This window comes from Campylobacter sp. IFREMER_LSEM_CL1846 (assembly GCF_025772105.1).
Lineage (GTDB): Bacteria > Campylobacterota > Campylobacteria > Campylobacterales > Campylobacteraceae > Campylobacter_D > Campylobacter_D lari_D.
In genome coordinates, this window is the sequence record NZ_JAKMRM010000010.1 from 42150 (window position 1) to 59843 (window position 17694).

The window sequence follows — 17694 nt, forward strand, 5'->3', positions numbered from 1 at the left end:
TTATGTAAGTTTTTATTTAAAAAACTTCTTCTTCAAAGTTATAATGAATTGCTTTTTTATCTTTTATATTTTTTTGTAATCTACTTAAAAATAATTCTAAACTTCCCTCATCATCTAAAAATTGGACATTTTTTAAAACTTCCATTAAATGATTAAAAAAATTTTCATCATTTTGATAGTTTTTTTTGATTTTTTCTAAATTTTGATTGAGCAAATTATAAATTTGCTTTTTAAAGGCTTGTTTTAAATTTAAGTTTTTTAATTTGTTAAAATGAGCAAAATTAATTTTGCAAATAGCATATAAAAATTCTTCTAAATTGTTTAAAATTTTAATATTTTCGATCTCATAAAGTTCTCTTATGCTAGGATCATTAAAGTCTTTTTGTTCTAAAATAGCCTTAGCAATATCTTGATGTAAGAAATATTCTTTTGCACTTAAAAGTTTAAAAAGTCCTATGGCTTTTTGATTTTCATATAAAAATTTCAAAAGCTCCAACTCGCTTATGTTGTTGATTTTATTTTGTTTTGTAGGAGTAAAAAAATTTATATTTTGTCTAGTATTTTTAGAAAGTTTTATATCATTAACATTTACACCCAAAAGATTTGCTACTAAGGTAGTGTAGGAATTTGCTATTAAAGGTTCAAGGTTAAAAGTGTATTTTTGTACCTCTTCTAAAGCCTTTTGCTTACTAAGTGCTGAGCTTAAATCAAAATTTGTGATCAAATTTCTTATATAAAATTCTCCAAGTTCTATACCTTTTTCTAAAATATTAAAAAGCAATTTTTCTTGATGAGCGGCCACTAGTTCAGCCGGATCTTTCCCGCCTTCTATTAAAACTACTTTTCCATCAATTTTTGCTAAACTTAGTAAATGTGCTGAACGCACGGCAGCATTAAGTCCTGCATTATCATTATCAAAGCACAAAATCACTCTTGCCTCTAATCTTTTTATCAAAGGTATGTGATTTTCACCTAAAGCTGTTCCTAAAACTGCTACAGCATTTTTAAATCCTGCCTTATGAAAGGCTATGGCGTCCATATAGCCTTCACAAATTATCATTTCTTTTTGTTTGTAAATGGTATCTTTTGCTAAATTGAGTGCATAAAAAACGCGTGATTTATCAAAAAGTTTGCTTTGAGGTGAATTAACATATTTTGCCATATTTGCTTCATCTAAAGTTCTACCACCAAAGCCTATGAGTAAATTTTTATGATCATAAATACTAAAAGTAATGCGGTTGATAAAACTTGCATAAGCACCATTTTCATTTTGTTTTATTGCGCCAACCTCTAAGGCTTCTTCTTGAGTGATTTGCTCATTTTGTAAAAGTCTTAGTGTTTCATTAGAACTTGGTGCAAAGCCTAGCTCAAAGGTTCTAATATCCTCATCATTTAAACCTCTTTTATAAAGATAAGTTAAAGCTTCTTTGTTTTTTGTTAAATTTTGTTTATAAAAAGCATTAAGAGTAGGTAAGATGTGAGTGATAGATTTTTTATTGTTCTGTTTTTGTGAGGTGTAAGTAAGTGAAAAATTACTCCACGAAGCAACCTTTTCTACCGCTTCAACAAAGTTTAATTTCTCATAATCCATTACAAATTTAAAAACATTGCCCCCAGCTTTACATGCAAAACAATGATAAAATCCTTTAATAGAATTAATATGCATGCTAGGATTTTTATCATCATGGAAAGGACAAACGCATACATAGCCTGAACCTTGTTTTTTTACTTCAACATAATGAGCTATAATATCAACAATATCTGTTTTTTGTAAAAGTTGTTCTATACTTGCTTGTTCTATCATATTTAAACCTTAAAGAAAATTATATAAGCATTTAGCTATAATTGTTATAAATTTGAAAGTTAAGTTGCAAGATTATGGATTTTTTCTTTGTAGAATACCGCGATCCTTTATTCGGTCTTATTGTTTTGACGGCTTTGATTTTTATTGTTGCTAGCTCACATTATATATGGCGGTTTTTTGCAAGCAAAGATCAAAAAAGCAAGCTTGATCGTTTTGTAAAAAAATTTGAAATCAATTCTACTCATCAGCAGATTTTAAAAAATGCCAATTTAAGTATAGAAAATTTAAATTTCCTAGCTCAAATTTTTACCAAAAGTGGTGAATTTGAAAAAGCTGTGGGAATTTATCTCATAGCTTTGCAAAAGACAAATGAGGCTAACCAAAAAGAATTTATCTTTTTTTCATTAGCACAAGTTTATCTAAAAGCAGGATTTTTAGAGCGTAGTGTAGAAGCTTTGTTAAATGCTTTAAAAATCAAAGCACGCAATAAAGAAAGCTTAAAACTTTTAAAAATTGTGTATTTAAAACTTAAAGATTATGATAAGGTTTTAGATGTTTTAGAATGTTTGTTTGAGCTTGGAGAAAATATATATACAGAAAAAGCTTTGATAAAGGCTTTAAAAATTCAATCAAGTTCTAAAGAGCAAAAGCAAAAGATTAAAGAAATTTTAATTTTTAGCAAAGATAATGAGTATGTTTTAAGATTTTGTTTTTTACACTATAAAGATAAACTTACTCAAATGCCTAAATTTGAAAATGTTATTGATTTGCTTAATGAGTGCAAAAGCCCGTTTAATCTTGAAGATGAAAAATACCATGAGTTTTTTTATGCAAAAAATTTAAGTACAAAATCTATTCCTATAAAAAATCATAAACTAAAAATTTTAAAAATTTTAAATGATAATAAGCTAAGTGCTAATCTTAACTTTACTTATGTGTGTAATAATTGCAAAAATCAAAGTCCTTTGTTTTTTTATCATTGTCCATTTTGTTATGAATTTGGAAAATGCGAGATTTATTATGAGGTAAAAGCTTGAAAAATATTGAAATTTATACAGACGGCTCGTGTTTAAATAACCCTGGTTTTGGAGGGTGGGCTTATGTTTTAACTTATAAAAATCATCAAAAAGAACAAAGTGGGGCATGTGAGAATACAACAAATAATCGTATGGAGTTAATGGCCATTATACAAGCTTTGAAAGCTTTAAAAGAGCCATGTGAGGTAAAATTATACACAGATTCAAATTTAATGGTGCAAAGTATTAATGAATGGCTTGAAGGTTGGATAAAAAAAGATTTTAAAGGTAAAAAAAATATTGATCTTTGGAAAGAGTATTTAAATGTTGCTAAAGATCATAAAATAACTGCTTTTTGGATCAAAGCACACAATGGCCATGAATTAAATGAGCGTTGTGATGAGCTAGCAAGAAATGCAGCCTTAAAGCTCCAAGAAGAAAGGTTGATAAATGCTTAAAAAACTCCAAGAAAGATTAAGTTATTATTTTAAAAATGAGCAATTGCTCATCGAAGCTTTGACACATAAAAGCTATAAAAAGCCTTATAATAACGAAAGATTAGAATTTTTGGGTGATGCTGTGATGGATTTAGTAGTAGGGGAGTTTTTGTTTTTTAAATTCCAAAAAGATTCAGAAGGAAACCTTTCTAAGCTTAGGGCAGCTTTGGTAAATGAAAAATCTTTTGCAACCTTAGCACAAAAACTTGATCTTGGAGCATGTATTTTTATGTCTATTGCAGAAGAAAATAATGATGGACGCAATAAACCTTCTATACTTTCTGATGCCTTTGAAGCTTTAATGGGAGCTTTGTATTTGGAAATAGGTTTTGAAAAAACTAAAAACATAGCATTAAATTTACTCAATGAAGTTTATCCACATATTGATACACAAAGTTTATTTAAAGACTATAAAACAAGACTTCAAGAAATTACACAAGCAAATATGGCAGGCACACCTGAGTATGTAGTGATGAAAGCTTTTGGACCTGATCATAAAAAGCAATTTGAAATTGCAGTAAAAATTCAAGGTATAGAAGTAGCAAGATCTATAGCAGGTAGTAAAAAAGAAGCCCAACAACAATGTGCCAAAATAGCACTTGAAAAATTAGGAAAACTATGAATAGCTTTGGAAAAAGATTTAAATTTACAAGCTTTGGCGAATCTCATGGTCAAGCTATAGGTTGTGTGATAGATGGTATGCCAGCAGGGGTAAAGTTTGACTTTGATTTTTTGCAAGAAATGCTAGATAAAAGAAAACCAGGTCAAAATAAATTTAGCACTCCTAGAAAAGAAGAAGATAAAGCTCAAGTTTTAAGCGGGGTTTTTGAGGGTTATACAACAGGAACTCCTATAAGTGTTTTGGTGTATAATGAAAATACACGCTCAAAAGATTATGAAAAAGATGTGTTTCGTCCCGCACATGCTGATTTTACTTATTATCACAAATACGGCATTAGAGATTATAGAGGTGGTGGAAGAGCTAGCGCTAGAGAAAGTGTAGCAAGAGTGGCAGCAGGGGCGTTAGCTTGTATGCTTTTAAAAGAGTTTGATATAGAAATAATGAGTGGAGTTTTTGGGGTAGGAAGTATTGATAGCAAACTTAGTAATGATGAGTTCGATTTTAATTATGCTAAAAATAGTGAAATTTATGCTTTAGATAAAAATTTAGAGCAAAACTTTAAAGATGAAATTTTAAAGGCTAAAAATGCTAAAAATAGCGTAGGTGCAAGAGTTTTTACTAGAGTGAAAAACCCTATCATAGGCTTAGGTGAGCCTTTGTATGATAAGCTTGATTCTAAACTTGCTCATGCGATTATGGGTGTAAATGCAGTTAAGGCTGTAGAAATAGGAAGTGGCATTCAAAGCAGTTATATGTATGGAAGCGAAAATAATGATGAGTTAAAAGATGGAGTATTTTTAAGTAATCATAGCGGAGGTATATTGGGTGGAATTTCTAATGGAAATTTTATCGATATAAAAACATATTTTAAACCAACCCCTTCTATATTTTTATCCCAGCAAACACAAAATATTCAAGGAAAAAATATCATATATGAGTTAAAAGGTAGACACGATCCTTGTGTGGGTATAAGAGGTAGTGTTGTAGTAAATGCTATGGTAGCTATATGCATGGCCGATGCTTTACTTTTAAATGCAAGTTCAAATTTGCAAAATTTACAATGTATTTATGGAAAAAATAAATAAAAATTTAATACTTATTTTGATATGATGATAAAATATCTTTAAAAAGGGAGCAATATGAAAAAAAATATCGTATTTTTTGAAGTTAGAGGTGGTAGCGATAAAGGTGAAGATGGCCATAGAAAAGACACTATGCCTATGGTAAATGCTTTAAAAGAGCAAGGTTGGAACGCTGAGGTTATCTTTTTTGAAGTTGAAAAAAAAGACGAAATTTATGAATATGTAAAAAACAATGCTGATGCTTATGTTTCTAGAATTAACCCAGGAAATTTAAAAGAAGAAAATGAATACTTTGATATGTTAAGAAAACTTTGTGCAAATGGTGTTATAGGTATGCCTCATCCTGATGCGATGATAGGATATGGCGCTAAAGATGCACTTACTAAGCTTAATAAAACAGCTTTAGTGCCTGAAGATACTTATGCGTATTATGATATTAAAACTTTTAAAGAAAGTTTTGTAAAAACCTTAGCAAAAGGCGAGAGGGTTTTGAAGCAAAATCGTGGTTCAACAGGTGAGGGAATTTGGCGTGTGAGATTAATAGATGAACTGCCAGCAGGGACTACAAGTGTGCCATTAAATGCAAAAATCAAATGCACAGAAGCAAAAGACAATCATACAGAAGAAAGAGAGCTTGGTGAATTTATGGATTTTTGTGAGCAATACATTGTGGGTGATAATGGTATGCTTGTAGATATGACTTTTTTACCGCGTATTAAAGAAGGTGAAATTAGAATTTTAATGCTTTATCATACTCCAATTTATGTAGTGCATAAAAAGCCTGCAGAAGGTGCTGATGCATTCTCTGCTACACTCTTTTCAGGTGCAAAATATAGATATGATGAGCCAAAAGATTGGCAAGAATTGATAGATTGGTTTTTAGCAACCTTACCAGAAATTCGTTCAAAGCTTGGAAATTACGATATTCCTTTAATTTGGACTGCCGATTTTATCTTAGACACAGATGAAAATGGTAAAGATAAATATGTTTTAGGTGAGATTAACTGCTCTTGCGTAGGATTTACTTCTCCTGCTGAATTTGTTGAGCCTATTGCTAAAAAAGTAGCTCAAAATATCATTAATATCGTGAGTAAAAATTAACCCTTGTTTAACAAGGGTTTTAACTCATTATGCTTTTAACTATACTTTATATTATCGGAATTACTGTTGATGCAATGACGGGGGCTATTGCTGCAGGACGGCACAAAATGGATCTTTTTGGAGTGATATTTATAGCTTTGGTAACAGCTATTGGTGGAGGTTCTATCAGAGATATTTTACTTGATCATCATCCATTAACTTGGATTAAAACTCCTGAATATGTCATTTTGATTTGTGTTGCGGCTATGATTACAACAAAAATTGCTAAATATGTTATAAGACTTGAAAAACTTTTTTTAATTTTAGATGCTATAGGTTTGGTTGTTTTTAGTGTTTTAGGGGCACAAATTGCAATAGAAATGGGGTATGGTTTTATAGTGGCTGTGAGTTCAGCTGTGATTACAGGTGTATTTGGCGGGATATTAAGAGATATATTATGTGCTAGGATACCACTTGTATTTCAAAAAGAAATTTATGCAGGTGTGGCCATATTAACAGGAGCTTTGTATTATATATTGCATATTTTAGGCATAGATGAATTATGGGTAATTCTTGCTTCATTGATTGTAGGAACTATAGCAAGACTTTTAGCGATACATTATGGTTTAAGTTTGCCTATATTTTCTTTTAAAGATGGAGAAAATAAAGAAAGCTAATTTTATTTTTTAGATTTTAAAATGCAAGTTTTGTTATTTACAATGTTTTTATAAAATCCCTGCGAGCTTTGCTAGTAAGCAATATTTATTTATATTTTATTTTAGAATATTTATTTGATATATTAAATTTATATTAAGCTTAAATATTGAAACTATTGTTTATGCTATTTTTATTTAGGAGTTAAAAGAGTGGTGACCCATACGAGACTCGAACTCGTGTTACCGCCGTGAAAGGGCGATGTCCTAACCGCTAGACGAATGGGCCAAAACATTAAATAAGAAATGAAATTATATCTTATTTAATTTAAAAAAAGCTTAATTATTTAATAAAACGCAGGTAAAAATAGCCAAATACACCAGAAGCTAATGAGGCTAGTAAGATTGCAAAGTTATCTACAAAATTAAATATATCACTCACTTCATAAGCAAGAGCATCTATAAAAAAGCTCATGGTAAAACCTATACCTGTGAGTATGCAAACTCCATAGAGTTGTTTAAAATTTGCATCTTTTGGTAGTTTTGCAAGTTTGAATTTAATCGCCATATAGGCAAAGCCAAATACACCTAGTTGTTTTCCAACAAAAAGTCCCAAAAATATACCCATGCTTACACCACTAAAAAGCATATGAAATTCTATTTTAGAAAGATCAACTCCTGCGTTTGCAAAAGCAAAAAGTGGCAATATTATAAAAGCTATCCAAAATTTTAAACCATGCTCAATTTCTTCTAATAAAGCATGATTGTTTTTTGTATATACAGGAATGAATAAAGCAGTAATAATACCTGCTAAAGTCGCATGTACTCCACTTTTTAATACACTAAGCCAAAGCAGAGCACCAAGTATATAATAAAATGATTTTCTTTCATTACCTAAGCGATTAAGTAAAAACAAGCCAACAATGCAGCAAAAGGCAACAAAAAAAGCCAAAGTTGAAAGCTCACCTGTATAAAAAATAGCAATGATTAAAATAGCTCCTACATCATCAAAAATCGCCAAAGAAACTAAAAATATTTTTAAAGAGCTTAGTATGCGTTGTTTTAGCATTGCAAGTATAACTAGAGCAAATGCAGTGTCAGTTGCTGTTGGTATAGCCCAACCTTTTAAAACATAAGTATCATTAAAATTAATAGCGCAAAATATCAAAGCAGGTACTACTATACCACCTATAGCAGCTATTAAGGGTAGAGTAATATTGCTAAGAGTTTTAAATTCTCCTTGAACAAATTCTTTTTTTAATTCAAGTCCTATTGCAAAGAAAAAAATTGCAATCAGCCCATCATTAATCCATAACAAAGAAGGTTTAAAAAGCTCCCAAGCTCCTATTTTTATACCCATTTCTACACTTAAAAAATTCATATAGTGTTGTCCATAAGGGCTATTTTTGAGTAATAAAGCAAAGATTGTTGCTATTAAAAGCAACAATCCTCCTAAAATTTCAAGAGATAAAAAACTTTGGAGGTTTTTAAATTTCATTTTTTGAAACTATAAATGAATTTTAAATAAACATAGCCAATCACAGCGCTTAACAAAGAGGCTATTAAAATAGCAAGCTTATCTGAATATGCAAAAATATCACTATTTTGATAAGCTAAGCCATCTATAAAAAAGCTCATGGTAAAACCTATACCTGTGAGTATGCAAACTCCATAGAGTTGTTTGAAATTAACATTTTGTGGAAGTTTTGCTAAGCCTAGTTTTATACTAATATATGAAAATAAAAAGACACCTATTTGTTTTCCTAAAAATAAACCTAAAATAATACCTAAGCTAACCGAAGAAAACATAAAGCTTGGATCCATATCTTTTAAATCAACACCTGCATTTGCAAAGGCAAAAATAGGTAAAATAAAATAACTTACCCAAGGTGCTAAATCATGTTCGATTTCTTTTAAAAAAGATTTTCCATTTTTTGTTTCAAGTGGTATAAACAAAGCAGTAATCACACCCGCTAAAGTTGCATGTACTCCACTTTTTAGCATGCTTATCCAAAATACTATAGCTATAATGATATAAAAGGATTTTTTAGTAACATGAAAATGATTTAATAAATAAAGTGCTAATATACATACCAAAGCAGCAATCATAGCAAATACTGAAAGCTCGCTTGTGTAAAATAAAGCAATCACAATAATCGCACCCAAATCATCAAAAATAGCCAAGGAAAGCAAGAATAATTTTAATGAAGTAGGTACTTTTTTACCTAAAAGCATTAAAATTCCTACTGCAAAAGCCACATCAGTTGCTGTTGGTATAGCCCAACCTTGCAAAGCAAAAGCATCTTTATAATTAAAAAATGCAAAAATCAATGCAGGTACTATCATACCACCAAGTGCAGCAAATACAGGTAAAGACATAGCTTTTATACTATTTAGCTGTCCTCTTGTTACTTCATACTTTAATTCAAGCCCTATGGCAAAGAAAAAAATCGCAATAAGTCCATCATTAATCCATAAAAGCAAAGGTTTGAAAATTTCTAAACTTCCTGCTTGAAACCCAAAAGGAATATTTAAAAAGTTGGTGTATTGATCTGTTAAAGAGCTGTTTTGTAAAATTAATGCAAGTAAAGTGAAAAATATTAGCAAAACACCCGGAAAAGTTTCGCTTTTAACAAAGGTTTGAAGTCTTTGCATATAAATAGCCTTTTTAAATTTTTAATTAATGCGTTATTTTAGCATAAAAAGGCTTGAAATTTAAAAGTTTAAGCAGAAAAACTGCTTAAACAGGTATAACGCGTATATTTGGACTAAGTTCTTCTTGTAAGATATTTTCTATGGCATATAAAGTTGCGCCACTTCCGCTTGAGCAACCACTGCAAGCTCCAAGATAGCGTATATATACATCTATATTTTTACTTTCACTTTTTTGTATATCAATTACTTCCAAATCCCCACCATCTCCGTGTAGCATCGGACGCACATCGCTATCTAAAACAGCCTCTACTGCTTTTAATTGTTTAACCATGGTCATATCATCAAAAGCAATATCTGCTTTACTTTGATCTTTTAATCTCTCTCTTTCCATTTCAGCTCTAGTTTCAGCTAAAATATCTACAAGGTAATAATCTTTTTTCTCATGTCCTCCAGGTTTAACACAAGATTTACAAAAAGCTCCTGCTTTTGTAAATTGTGTGATTTCTTCTACTGTATGTAAATCATTTAGTTTAATTACCTCTTTGATAGTTCCAAGGCTTACCCTAGCACATTCACAAACTATAATTTGATCTTCAAAGTCTTCAGGATTGACTCCTTTATAATGTGCTGCTGCTTGTTTGATAACATCATAAGCCATAACCGAACAATGCATTTTTTGAGGTGGAACCGCAGGAGTTTGCGGATTATCTCTCATAGCAAATTCAACATCTAAATTTGTAATTTTAACAGCTTCATCCACGGTTTTACCTATGCAAAGATCAACCATAGTATCACTACTTGCTATTGCTGTTCCACAGCCAAAGCTTTTAAATTTAGCATCAATGATTTTATCTGTTTTTTCATCCACTAGCCAATAAAGTCTAACTGCATCACCACAGCTTTCAGCTCCAAAATCTGCAATAATAAGTTTTGCATTTGCTTTTTGTGCATCTTCTTGTGTAAATTCGCCCATATGTTGAGGGTTATTCATTCTATCTTGTACTTTTTGAGAATACTCATCCCAAATAGATCCGCCAATTAAATTATTTTTTGCCATTTTTTATCCTTTAAATATTTTCAGGCTTATACGCATAAGTACTTGAGATTGCTCTAAGTCTTTGCGTTGCTTTTTTTATCTGCTCTGCTGCATAATCAATTTCATCTTCTGTGTTAAATCTAGATAAAGAAAGTCTTAGGGCAGTATGAGCTAAATCATTTTCAGCACCAATTGCTTCCATGATAGGGTTGCTCTCAAGTGCTTCACTAGCGCAGGCTGATCCAGTGCTTGCTGCTATACCATTTTTATTTAAATCCCAAAGCATAGCTTCACCTTCTACGCCTTTAATGCTTGCTAAAATTGTATTTGGAACTCTTCTTGATCTATCTCCAACTACGCTTGTATCAGGCATTGCTAAAATTAAATCTTCTAGTTTGTCTCTTAATTTTCTAATGTGTGAATTTTCAAAGTCAAGCATAGTATTTGCAATTCTTAAAGCTTCTGCCATTGCTATAATATATGGCACATTTAAAGTTCCACTTCTTCTGCCACCCATATGCTCACCACCATGTAAAAGTGGAGTTAGTTCTATATCTTGTTTAATATAAAGCCCACCAACTCCTTTTGGACCATGGAATTTATGTGCAGAAAATGAAGCAAAATCAACTCCAGCTTTTGCAAAATTAACTTTGATTTTCCCAACAGCTTGGGTTGCATCAGTATGGAATAACGCTCCGTATTCATGAGTAATTTGAGCCATTTCTTCTATAGGAAAAATCATACCAGTTTCATTATTTGCCCACATAATACTCACTAGGGCAGTTTTATCTGAAATAACTTCTTTTAAATCTTTTACGCTAGAAACACCCTCATGATCAACACCAAGTTCTATAACTTTTACCCCTAAAGATTTTAAAAACATAGCACTAGCAGCTACTGCGGGATGTTCCACGCTAGAAATAATTACTTCATTTCTATCGTTATTTAAAATTTTATCAAAATACACACCTTTTAACACCCAATTGATACTTTCTGTAGCACAGGAAGTGATAATAATATCATCTAAATCACTTGCTCCTACACCTATATAAAGTTTATCGATAGCTTCTTTTAAGGCAGGATGGGTTGCACTACCCCATTGATGAAGGCTATTTGGGTTTCCAAAATGCTCTTTTAAAAAAGGCTTCATAAGCTCGTAAGCTTCTGGTGCAAGTTGTGTTGTTGCGTTGTTATCTAAATATACTTTCAAATTATACTCCTTTAATTAGGATAATTTTTATCTTTTTTGTTAATATACACTAAAATATTAAATTTAATATTAAATCAAGTAAGTTTTTAACTTGTGTAATAATTTACATTATTATTTTAGCACAAGTTAAGCCATAGCATTTAAATAAGAATGTAAAATTTTGTTAATACTAGCTTGTTTTTTTCTATTTTCTAAAAATTGAGTATCTAAAAGTTCTTTTTGAGTATTGATTTTTTCAAGATCAATATTAGGATTGTTTTGATTGAATTCTTCTTTTAAAACTTCAATTTCTTTGCTAACTTGCTCGCTATAAAGACTATAAATAGAACTTGAATTGGCAAATTCTTTCATGTTAATGCTATGTTGATAGTTAATATATTGTTGAAAGAAAACTGAAAGCTTATCTTCTGAAGTGTTGTTTTTATCTACTCCATTGATATATAAATATAAATCAAAACTCATTTTTTCTTTGTTGTTTTCATTAATATAATCTTGCATACTCATTTGACCTCTCATGAGTTTTTGAAAATTTACACTAGAGGACATATCCAACTCAATAGGCGATAGAAAAAAATTAGCTTTATTGTGATTTTGTTCTTTTAAATCATGATAAATATAATTGAGCAGCAATCCACTTTTAGAAACCTCCCCTTGTTTATTTAAATAAGGTTTGATAACAGGATTACTAGCTGTATTTTCTATGCTTGCGTTAAACGCAAAATCACCTATTTTATTATCAAGCATTAAGGTGTTTAAATTTTTATTTGAATCTTTTGCATTTTGTAAATTTTTAGCATTTTCATAAACTTTTAAAATTTTACCCTCATAAGTATAACTATAACCTTGATTTAACTCTGAAATTTGAGCTTTACTTAAAAAATCATTGTCATTGTTTTGAAACTGTGGATTTATAGTTTTTAATGTGTTGTGATAAGTGTTTAAAAGTCTTGGTAAATCTATTTTGTTATAATTTAAATTCTCATCAAGCTTTATAAGTTGTTTTGAAATTTCTCTTATACTTTTTATATTAATATCATAATCAAGAGGCAAAGCAGCTGCTTTATTAAGATCTTTTTCAAAAAAACCTTGCTCATTGATTCTAAAACCAAATTCACTTGCATAAGTAATTTTATAGTCTAAATTAGAACCATTGATATCAAGTAAATCACTTTTAATATTAGTATTTTCTTTTTTTTCTTCTATGTGTCCAGTTTTTGCAAAAGGATAATTTGCAAAATTCTGATACGGATTAACATTAGAATTTACAAACATAACTCTTCTCTTCAAAAATATTGCTTAACTTTTAAAAAGCAAAAGCTATGCCAAAATTTTTGAATTGAAGAGAAAAATTTTAAGCGTAAATGTCAAGTAATCCTGAACTAGCAGTAGGAGTAGTAGTTGGAGCAGGGTTTGCATTTACGCCTTCAAGTACTTGCATTACTGCATTTTCATTAACTTCTATGGTTTTTTTCATCATAGTAGTTGCAATGTTAAGCATTAAGTTTGCTTGATTGTTTGTAACTTCGCCCATAACATACTCCTTTTGTTTGGATCAAAGGTATTATCGGCAAAGTTTGGTAAATATTAAGCTATATTATAAATTTTTGATAAGTAATGATTGTGGGTGTTTTCTTTTGCTTCAAGCATATCGATATAATTTTTAAATTCATCCATATCTTTAAAAAGATTTTTCATTGTAGTGCTAATTTCATTAGAAAAATTTTGAAGATTATTTTGGGCTTTTAAATATCTTTCGATTTGATAAATTCTCGCCACTTCTCTTTCATATTCATCTTGAGTCATTCTTTTTGCACTGAATTCTTCATTTAGAACTTTTTTATTATTAATAATAAAAGATTTTTTTTGATTATTGATTTTAAATTCGATTATAAAATCTTCTTTTGAAGCGATAATTTTTAAATATTTTAATTTTGCTTTATCTTCTAGTAAAACAAAACTTATGCATTCTAAAAACATATGTGTAAAAATTTCTCTTTCAAAAATATTTTGACAAATATCGGTATATTTTAAACCTAAGCTTTGTTGATGATCTAAAAATGCTATATTTGACATGATCTATCCTTTTTTCATGACTTTTTTATTAAAAAAAGCAAAAAATATTCCAACTATTATGTATCAATCATCTTAAGCATATTAATCGTATCTTCAAATTCAAAACTTTCTTCAGGATTTTGACTTAAAAATTGCTGCATAAAATCTTTTTTAGCAATAGCTTGATCGAGTTCTTTATCGGTGCCTTTTTGATAAGCACCAATACGCAATAGCACTTCATTTTCTTTAAGCAAAGAATTTAAACGCTTAAATTTTCTAGCAGCTAGCTTATGTTCATCACTGATAATATCCCCCATAACCCTTGAGGCTGAATTTTGTATATTTATAGGTGGATAAATTCCAAAGTCAGTGAGTTCGCGACTAAGCACTATATGCCCATCTAGGATAGATCTGCTTTGATCAGCTATTGGATCACTCATATCATCCCCATCAACCAACACGGTAAAAAAAGCTGTTATGGTGCCTTTACCTTCTTCCTTTCCTGTTCTTTCCATAAGCTGAGGTAAAAGACTTAAAACGCTTGGCGGATAACCTTTTGTTGTAGGTGGTTCACCTAGGGCAAGACCTATTTCTCTTTGAGCCATAGCAAAACGCGTTACGCTATCCATGATAAATAACACATCTTTACCTTGTTCTTTAAAATATTCAGCCACACTCATAGCACAAAATGCTCCGTATTTTCTCATCAGCGCGCTATCATCACTTGTTGCAACGATGATGACAGTATCATCAAGTTTACCACCAAGATTTTTTTGTATAAATTCAGGAATTTCTCTACCGCGCTCTCCTATTAAAGCTATAACTTTAATAGGAGCTTTGGAATTTTTCACTATCATACCCATAAGAGTTGATTTACCAACCCCACTTCCTGCAAAAATCCCAAGCTTTTGTCCTACCCCGCAAGTTAAAAGTGCATCTATTGTTTTAACACCTACTGGAAAAACTTCTTCTATCAAACCTCGCTTCATTGCATCAATAGGTGCTCGCATAATAGGCATAAATTTACTTGCCTCAATAGGTCCTTTACCATCTTTTGGTCGCATAAAAGGATCGACTACTCTTCCTAAAAGTTCATCACTAACTCCTATTTGCATACCTGCATCGTTAATAAAAGCACGATCGCCTATTTTAAAACCTTCCACAAAACCAAAAGGACTCAAATAGCTTAAATTTTCATCTACTTCTACCACCATAGCCATAGCTTCTTTACTCTCATCTTCACTAGAAACTATTTTAATGATATCACCTATGCTAGTTTTTAAGCCATTTATTTCTATACTAGTACTTGAAATTTTAGTAATCTGACCAAAAACACTAGCAAGATTTTGTGAAGCAATTTTACTACGAAGTTTTTCTAAACCCATTAAAATCTAACCTGTTTTGCCGAGTTAATTAAAGTGAAAAATTCTTTTCTTGTTTTTTCACTTTTTAAAAAGCTACCTCTTAGTGCTGAAGTGCTAGTAGTAGAATTTGCTTTTTGCACCCCACGCATTTCAACACACATGTGTCTTGCTTCAATAACTACTCCAACACCTTTTGCACCTACATGTTCCATTAAAGATTCTGCGATTTGTTCTGTGAGTTGTTCTTGAATTTGCAAGCGTCTTGCAAAAACTTCCACAAGGCGTGGAATTTTACTAAGACCTACGACTTTTTTATCCGGTATATACGCAACATGTACGCGCCCAAAAAAAGGTAAAAGATGATGCTCGCAAAGACTATAAAATTCTATATCTCTTACTAAAACCATTTCGTTGTTTGAGCTTTCAAATAAGGCATCATTTAGTATTTGTTTTGGATCTTGTTTATAACCACTATTTAAAAATTCAAAAGCTTTAAAAACTCTTGTAGGGGTTTTTAAAAGTCCTTCTCTTTGCGGATTTTCCCCGATAATTTCTAACATATTTTTTACTGATTGTTCAAATTTTTCTTGCATTTTTTCTCCATCAAAAATTAAAATTTTAACATATTTTTATTTTTATATAAAGTGATAAGGAAAATTTTGGTATATTATCAAGAAATTTTATTTAAAAAGGGAAAATATTATGGAAGTTACAGCAAAACTAATTGATTTTGCAAATGCAAATGCTACTGTGAAAATTGCTCAAGGAGCTATTAAAGCAGAAGTTGAAAAATTAGCTAAAAAAGCGTCTAAAACTATGAAAATGGATGGTTTTAGAGTAGGAAAAGTTCCTGTTGCTGCTATACTTAAAAGATATGAAAAAGAGCTTACAAGAGATGCGGAGCAAGATCTTTTAAGAAATGCTGTAGATGGTGCTTTAAAAGAAGTTAAAAAAGAGGCTAAAGATTTAGTAGGTGAGCCATATTTTGAAAAATTTGATAGAAAAGATGGCGATATTGAAGCTCAAATGGTATTATCTTTTAAGCCAGAAGTAAAATTAGATGGATATGAAGAACTAATTCCAACTTATAATACACCAAAAGTAACTCAAAAAGAAATTGATGCAAAAAAAGAAGAATTATTAAAAAGATTTGCTACTCCTGAAGCGATTAAAGAAGCAAGAGCTTTAAAAGAAGGCGATTTTGCTAAATTTGATTTTGAAGGTTTTGTTGATGGTAAAGCTTTTGATGGTGGAAAAGCTCAAAATTATGTTTTAGAGATTGGTTCAAAACAATTCATACCAGGATTTGAAGAAGGTATGATTGGTTTAAAAGCAGGTGAAGAAAAAGATATTAATGTAACTTTTCCAAAAGAATATGGTGCAGCACATTTAGCAGGAAAAGATGCGGTATTTAAAGTAAAAATTCATGAAATTCAAGAACTTAAATTACCTGAATTAAATGAAGAGCTTTTAAAAAACTTACTTCCTGAAGAAAAAGAGCCAAGTGTTGAAAAATTAGACGCAAAATTAAAAGAACAACTAAAAAATGAAAAAATCTTTAAACTTATTAATGATGAGCTTAAAAATCAATTTGCAGAAGCTTTAGTAGCTAAGTTTGACTTTGTTTTACCAAGAAATATAGTAGAGCAAGAAACAGATATGCAATTTAGAAGCTCTTTAAGAACTTTAAGCGAAGAGGAATTAAAAGAATTTAAAGATGAGGCTAAATATAAAGAAAAAAGAGAGAGTTTCAAAGAAGATGCGCAAAAAAGCGTAAAATTAACTTTCATTATAGATGAGCTAGCAAAACTTAGAAATGTTACAGTAAGCGATCAGGAATTAATCCAAGCAATTTATTTTGAAGCTTATAGATATGGTTTTAACCCACAAGAACATTTAGATAATTATAAAAAGCAAGGTGCATTACCTGCCATTAAAATGTCTTTAATTGAAGAAAAACTTTTTGCTGATATTTTTAAAAAAAATGATAAAAAGAAAACCGAAAAAGAAAGTGAAAAATAATGAGTTCATATATACCCTATGTAGTTGAAAAAACAAGCAGAGGCGAAAGAAGTTATGATATATACTCAAGACTTTTAAAAGATAGGATTATCATGCTAAGTGGCGAGATCAATGATGATCTTGCTGCTTCTATCGTGGCACAGCTTTTGTTTTTAGAAGCTGAAGATCCTCAAAAAGATATTTATCTTTATATTAACTCACCAGGCGGGGTTGTGACAAGTGGATTTAGTATTTATGATACGATGAATTATATTAAAGCTGATGTAAGTACTATTTGTATTGGTCAAGCTGCTTCTATGGGTGCATTTTTGCTTAGTTGTGGTACTCCAGGGAAAAGATTTGCTCTGCCAAATTCAAGAATTATGATCCACCAACCATTAGGTGGTGCAAGAGGACAAGCAACAGATATAGAAATTCAGGCAAAAGAAATTCTAAGATTAAAAGCGATTTTAAATGATATTTTGGCAAAAAATACTAAGCAAAAACTTTCTAAAATAGAAAAAGATACCGATAGAGATTTTTTTATGAGTGCTATAGAGGCTAAGGAATATGGTTTAATAGATAAGGTTTTGGAAAAAAGTTTTAAATAAGGAAACAAAGC

18 protein-coding genes and 1 tRNA gene are annotated in these 17694 nt (G+C 30.5%); 8 read left to right on the forward strand and 11 right to left on the reverse strand.

The features are described from left to right. Window positions 1–16 precede the first annotated feature (16 nt). Window positions 17–1804 (reverse strand): DNA primase, encoded by a 1788-nt coding sequence (gene dnaG / locus L8W40_RS05785; RefSeq protein ID WP_263664905.1) that lies wholly within the window; start codon window positions 1802–1804, stop codon window positions 17–19. A gap of 74 nt (window positions 1805–1878) precedes the next feature. Here dnaG and L8W40_RS05790 point away from each other — a divergent pair, with 74 nt between their 5' ends. The 6 genes from L8W40_RS05790 to L8W40_RS05815 are packed head-to-tail and all read left to right on the forward strand — an operon-like array spanning window position 1879 to window position 6778. Continuing rightward, window positions 1879–2841, forward strand: a complete 963-nt coding sequence (locus tag L8W40_RS05790) for a hypothetical protein (RefSeq protein ID WP_263664906.1) — start codon at window positions 1879–1881, stop codon at window positions 2839–2841. Next, entirely contained in the window at window positions 2838–3278 is a 441-nt protein-coding gene (gene rnhA / locus L8W40_RS05795) for a ribonuclease HI (protein ID WP_263660658.1), read from the forward strand. The genes L8W40_RS05790 and rnhA overlap by 4 nt, the downstream gene beginning before the upstream one ends. Beyond that, complete coding sequence (rnc, locus tag L8W40_RS05800; RefSeq protein ID WP_263664907.1) at window positions 3271–3939, forward strand: ribonuclease III; 669 nt, start codon at window positions 3271–3273, stop codon at window positions 3937–3939. Before rnhA ends, rnc begins: the two co-directional genes overlap by 8 nt. Beyond that, window positions 3936–5024, forward strand: a complete 1089-nt coding sequence (aroC, locus tag L8W40_RS05805) for a chorismate synthase (RefSeq protein ID WP_263664908.1) — start codon at window positions 3936–3938, stop codon at window positions 5022–5024. Before rnc ends, aroC begins: the two co-directional genes overlap by 4 nt. A 54-nt stretch (window positions 5025–5078) precedes the next feature. Further along, window positions 5079–6122 carry a Cj0069 family protein gene (locus L8W40_RS05810; protein WP_133319003.1) on the forward strand — a complete coding sequence of 348 codons (1044 nt, stop codon included), beginning with the start codon at window positions 5079–5081 and terminating at the stop codon, window positions 6120–6122. A gap of 29 nt (window positions 6123–6151) precedes the next feature. Further along, window positions 6152–6778 carry a trimeric intracellular cation channel family protein gene (locus tag L8W40_RS05815; RefSeq protein WP_220566464.1) on the forward strand — a complete coding sequence of 209 codons (627 nt, stop codon included), beginning with the start codon at window positions 6152–6154 and terminating at the stop codon, window positions 6776–6778. A gap of 190 nt (window positions 6779–6968) precedes the next feature. On the opposite strand, the gene L8W40_RS05820 is transcribed toward L8W40_RS05815, so the two are convergent. The 10 genes from L8W40_RS05820 to folE form a co-directional block, all read right to left on the reverse strand. Next, window positions 6969–7043 (reverse strand) — tRNA-Glu (locus tag L8W40_RS05820). A gap of 54 nt (window positions 7044–7097) precedes the next feature. Further along, window positions 7098–8252: a Na+/H+ antiporter NhaA gene (gene nhaA / locus L8W40_RS05825; RefSeq protein WP_263664909.1), complete on the reverse strand. Its 1155-nt coding sequence runs from the start codon at window positions 8250–8252 to the stop codon at window positions 7098–7100. Further along, window positions 8249–9409, reverse strand: a complete 1161-nt coding sequence (gene nhaA / locus L8W40_RS05830; protein WP_263662131.1) for a Na+/H+ antiporter NhaA — start codon at window positions 9407–9409, stop codon at window positions 8249–8251. The genes nhaA (L8W40_RS05825) and nhaA (L8W40_RS05830) overlap by 4 nt, the downstream gene beginning before the upstream one ends. Window positions 9410–9494: 85 nt before the next feature. Further along, window positions 9495–10466, reverse strand: coding sequence for an iron-sulfur cluster assembly scaffold protein (locus L8W40_RS05835; protein ID WP_220566466.1), 972 nt, complete (start codon window positions 10464–10466; stop codon window positions 9495–9497). A gap of 10 nt (window positions 10467–10476) precedes the next feature. Continuing rightward, window positions 10477–11655, reverse strand: a complete 1179-nt coding sequence (locus L8W40_RS05840) for a NifS family cysteine desulfurase (RefSeq protein ID WP_263664910.1) — start codon at window positions 11653–11655, stop codon at window positions 10477–10479. Between the two features lie 126 nt (window positions 11656–11781). After that, window positions 11782–12927 carry a hypothetical protein gene (locus L8W40_RS05845; protein ID WP_263664914.1) on the reverse strand — a complete coding sequence of 382 codons (1146 nt, stop codon included), beginning with the start codon at window positions 12925–12927 and terminating at the stop codon, window positions 11782–11784. A 79-nt stretch (window positions 12928–13006) separates the two neighbouring features. Continuing rightward, on the reverse strand, window positions 13007–13186 hold the full coding sequence (locus L8W40_RS05850; RefSeq protein ID WP_133318997.1) for a putative motility protein: 180 nt from the start codon (window positions 13184–13186) through the stop codon (window positions 13007–13009). Between the two features lie 53 nt (window positions 13187–13239). Further along, window positions 13240–13728: a hypothetical protein gene (locus tag L8W40_RS05855; RefSeq protein WP_133318996.1), complete on the reverse strand. Its 489-nt coding sequence runs from the start codon at window positions 13726–13728 to the stop codon at window positions 13240–13242. Window positions 13729–13784: 56 nt separating this feature from the next. Then, a complete protein-coding gene (fliI, locus tag L8W40_RS05860; RefSeq protein ID WP_220566469.1) occupies window positions 13785–15092 on the reverse strand; it encodes a flagellar protein export ATPase FliI in 1308 nt (435 codons plus the stop codon). Beyond that, window positions 15092–15664, reverse strand: a complete 573-nt coding sequence (gene folE, locus L8W40_RS05865; RefSeq protein ID WP_133318995.1) for a GTP cyclohydrolase I FolE — start codon at window positions 15662–15664, stop codon at window positions 15092–15094. Before folE ends, fliI begins: the two co-directional genes overlap by 1 nt. A 109-nt stretch (window positions 15665–15773) precedes the next feature. Here folE and tig point away from each other — a divergent pair, with 109 nt between their 5' ends. Beyond that, window positions 15774–17093, forward strand: coding sequence for a trigger factor (tig, locus tag L8W40_RS05870; protein ID WP_263664911.1), 1320 nt, complete (start codon window positions 15774–15776; stop codon window positions 17091–17093). Next, window positions 17093–17683, forward strand: coding sequence for an ATP-dependent Clp endopeptidase proteolytic subunit ClpP (clpP, locus tag L8W40_RS05875; protein WP_133318993.1), 591 nt, complete (start codon window positions 17093–17095; stop codon window positions 17681–17683). Before tig ends, clpP begins: the two co-directional genes overlap by 1 nt. The last annotated feature ends 11 nt before the right edge of the window (window positions 17684–17694 follow it).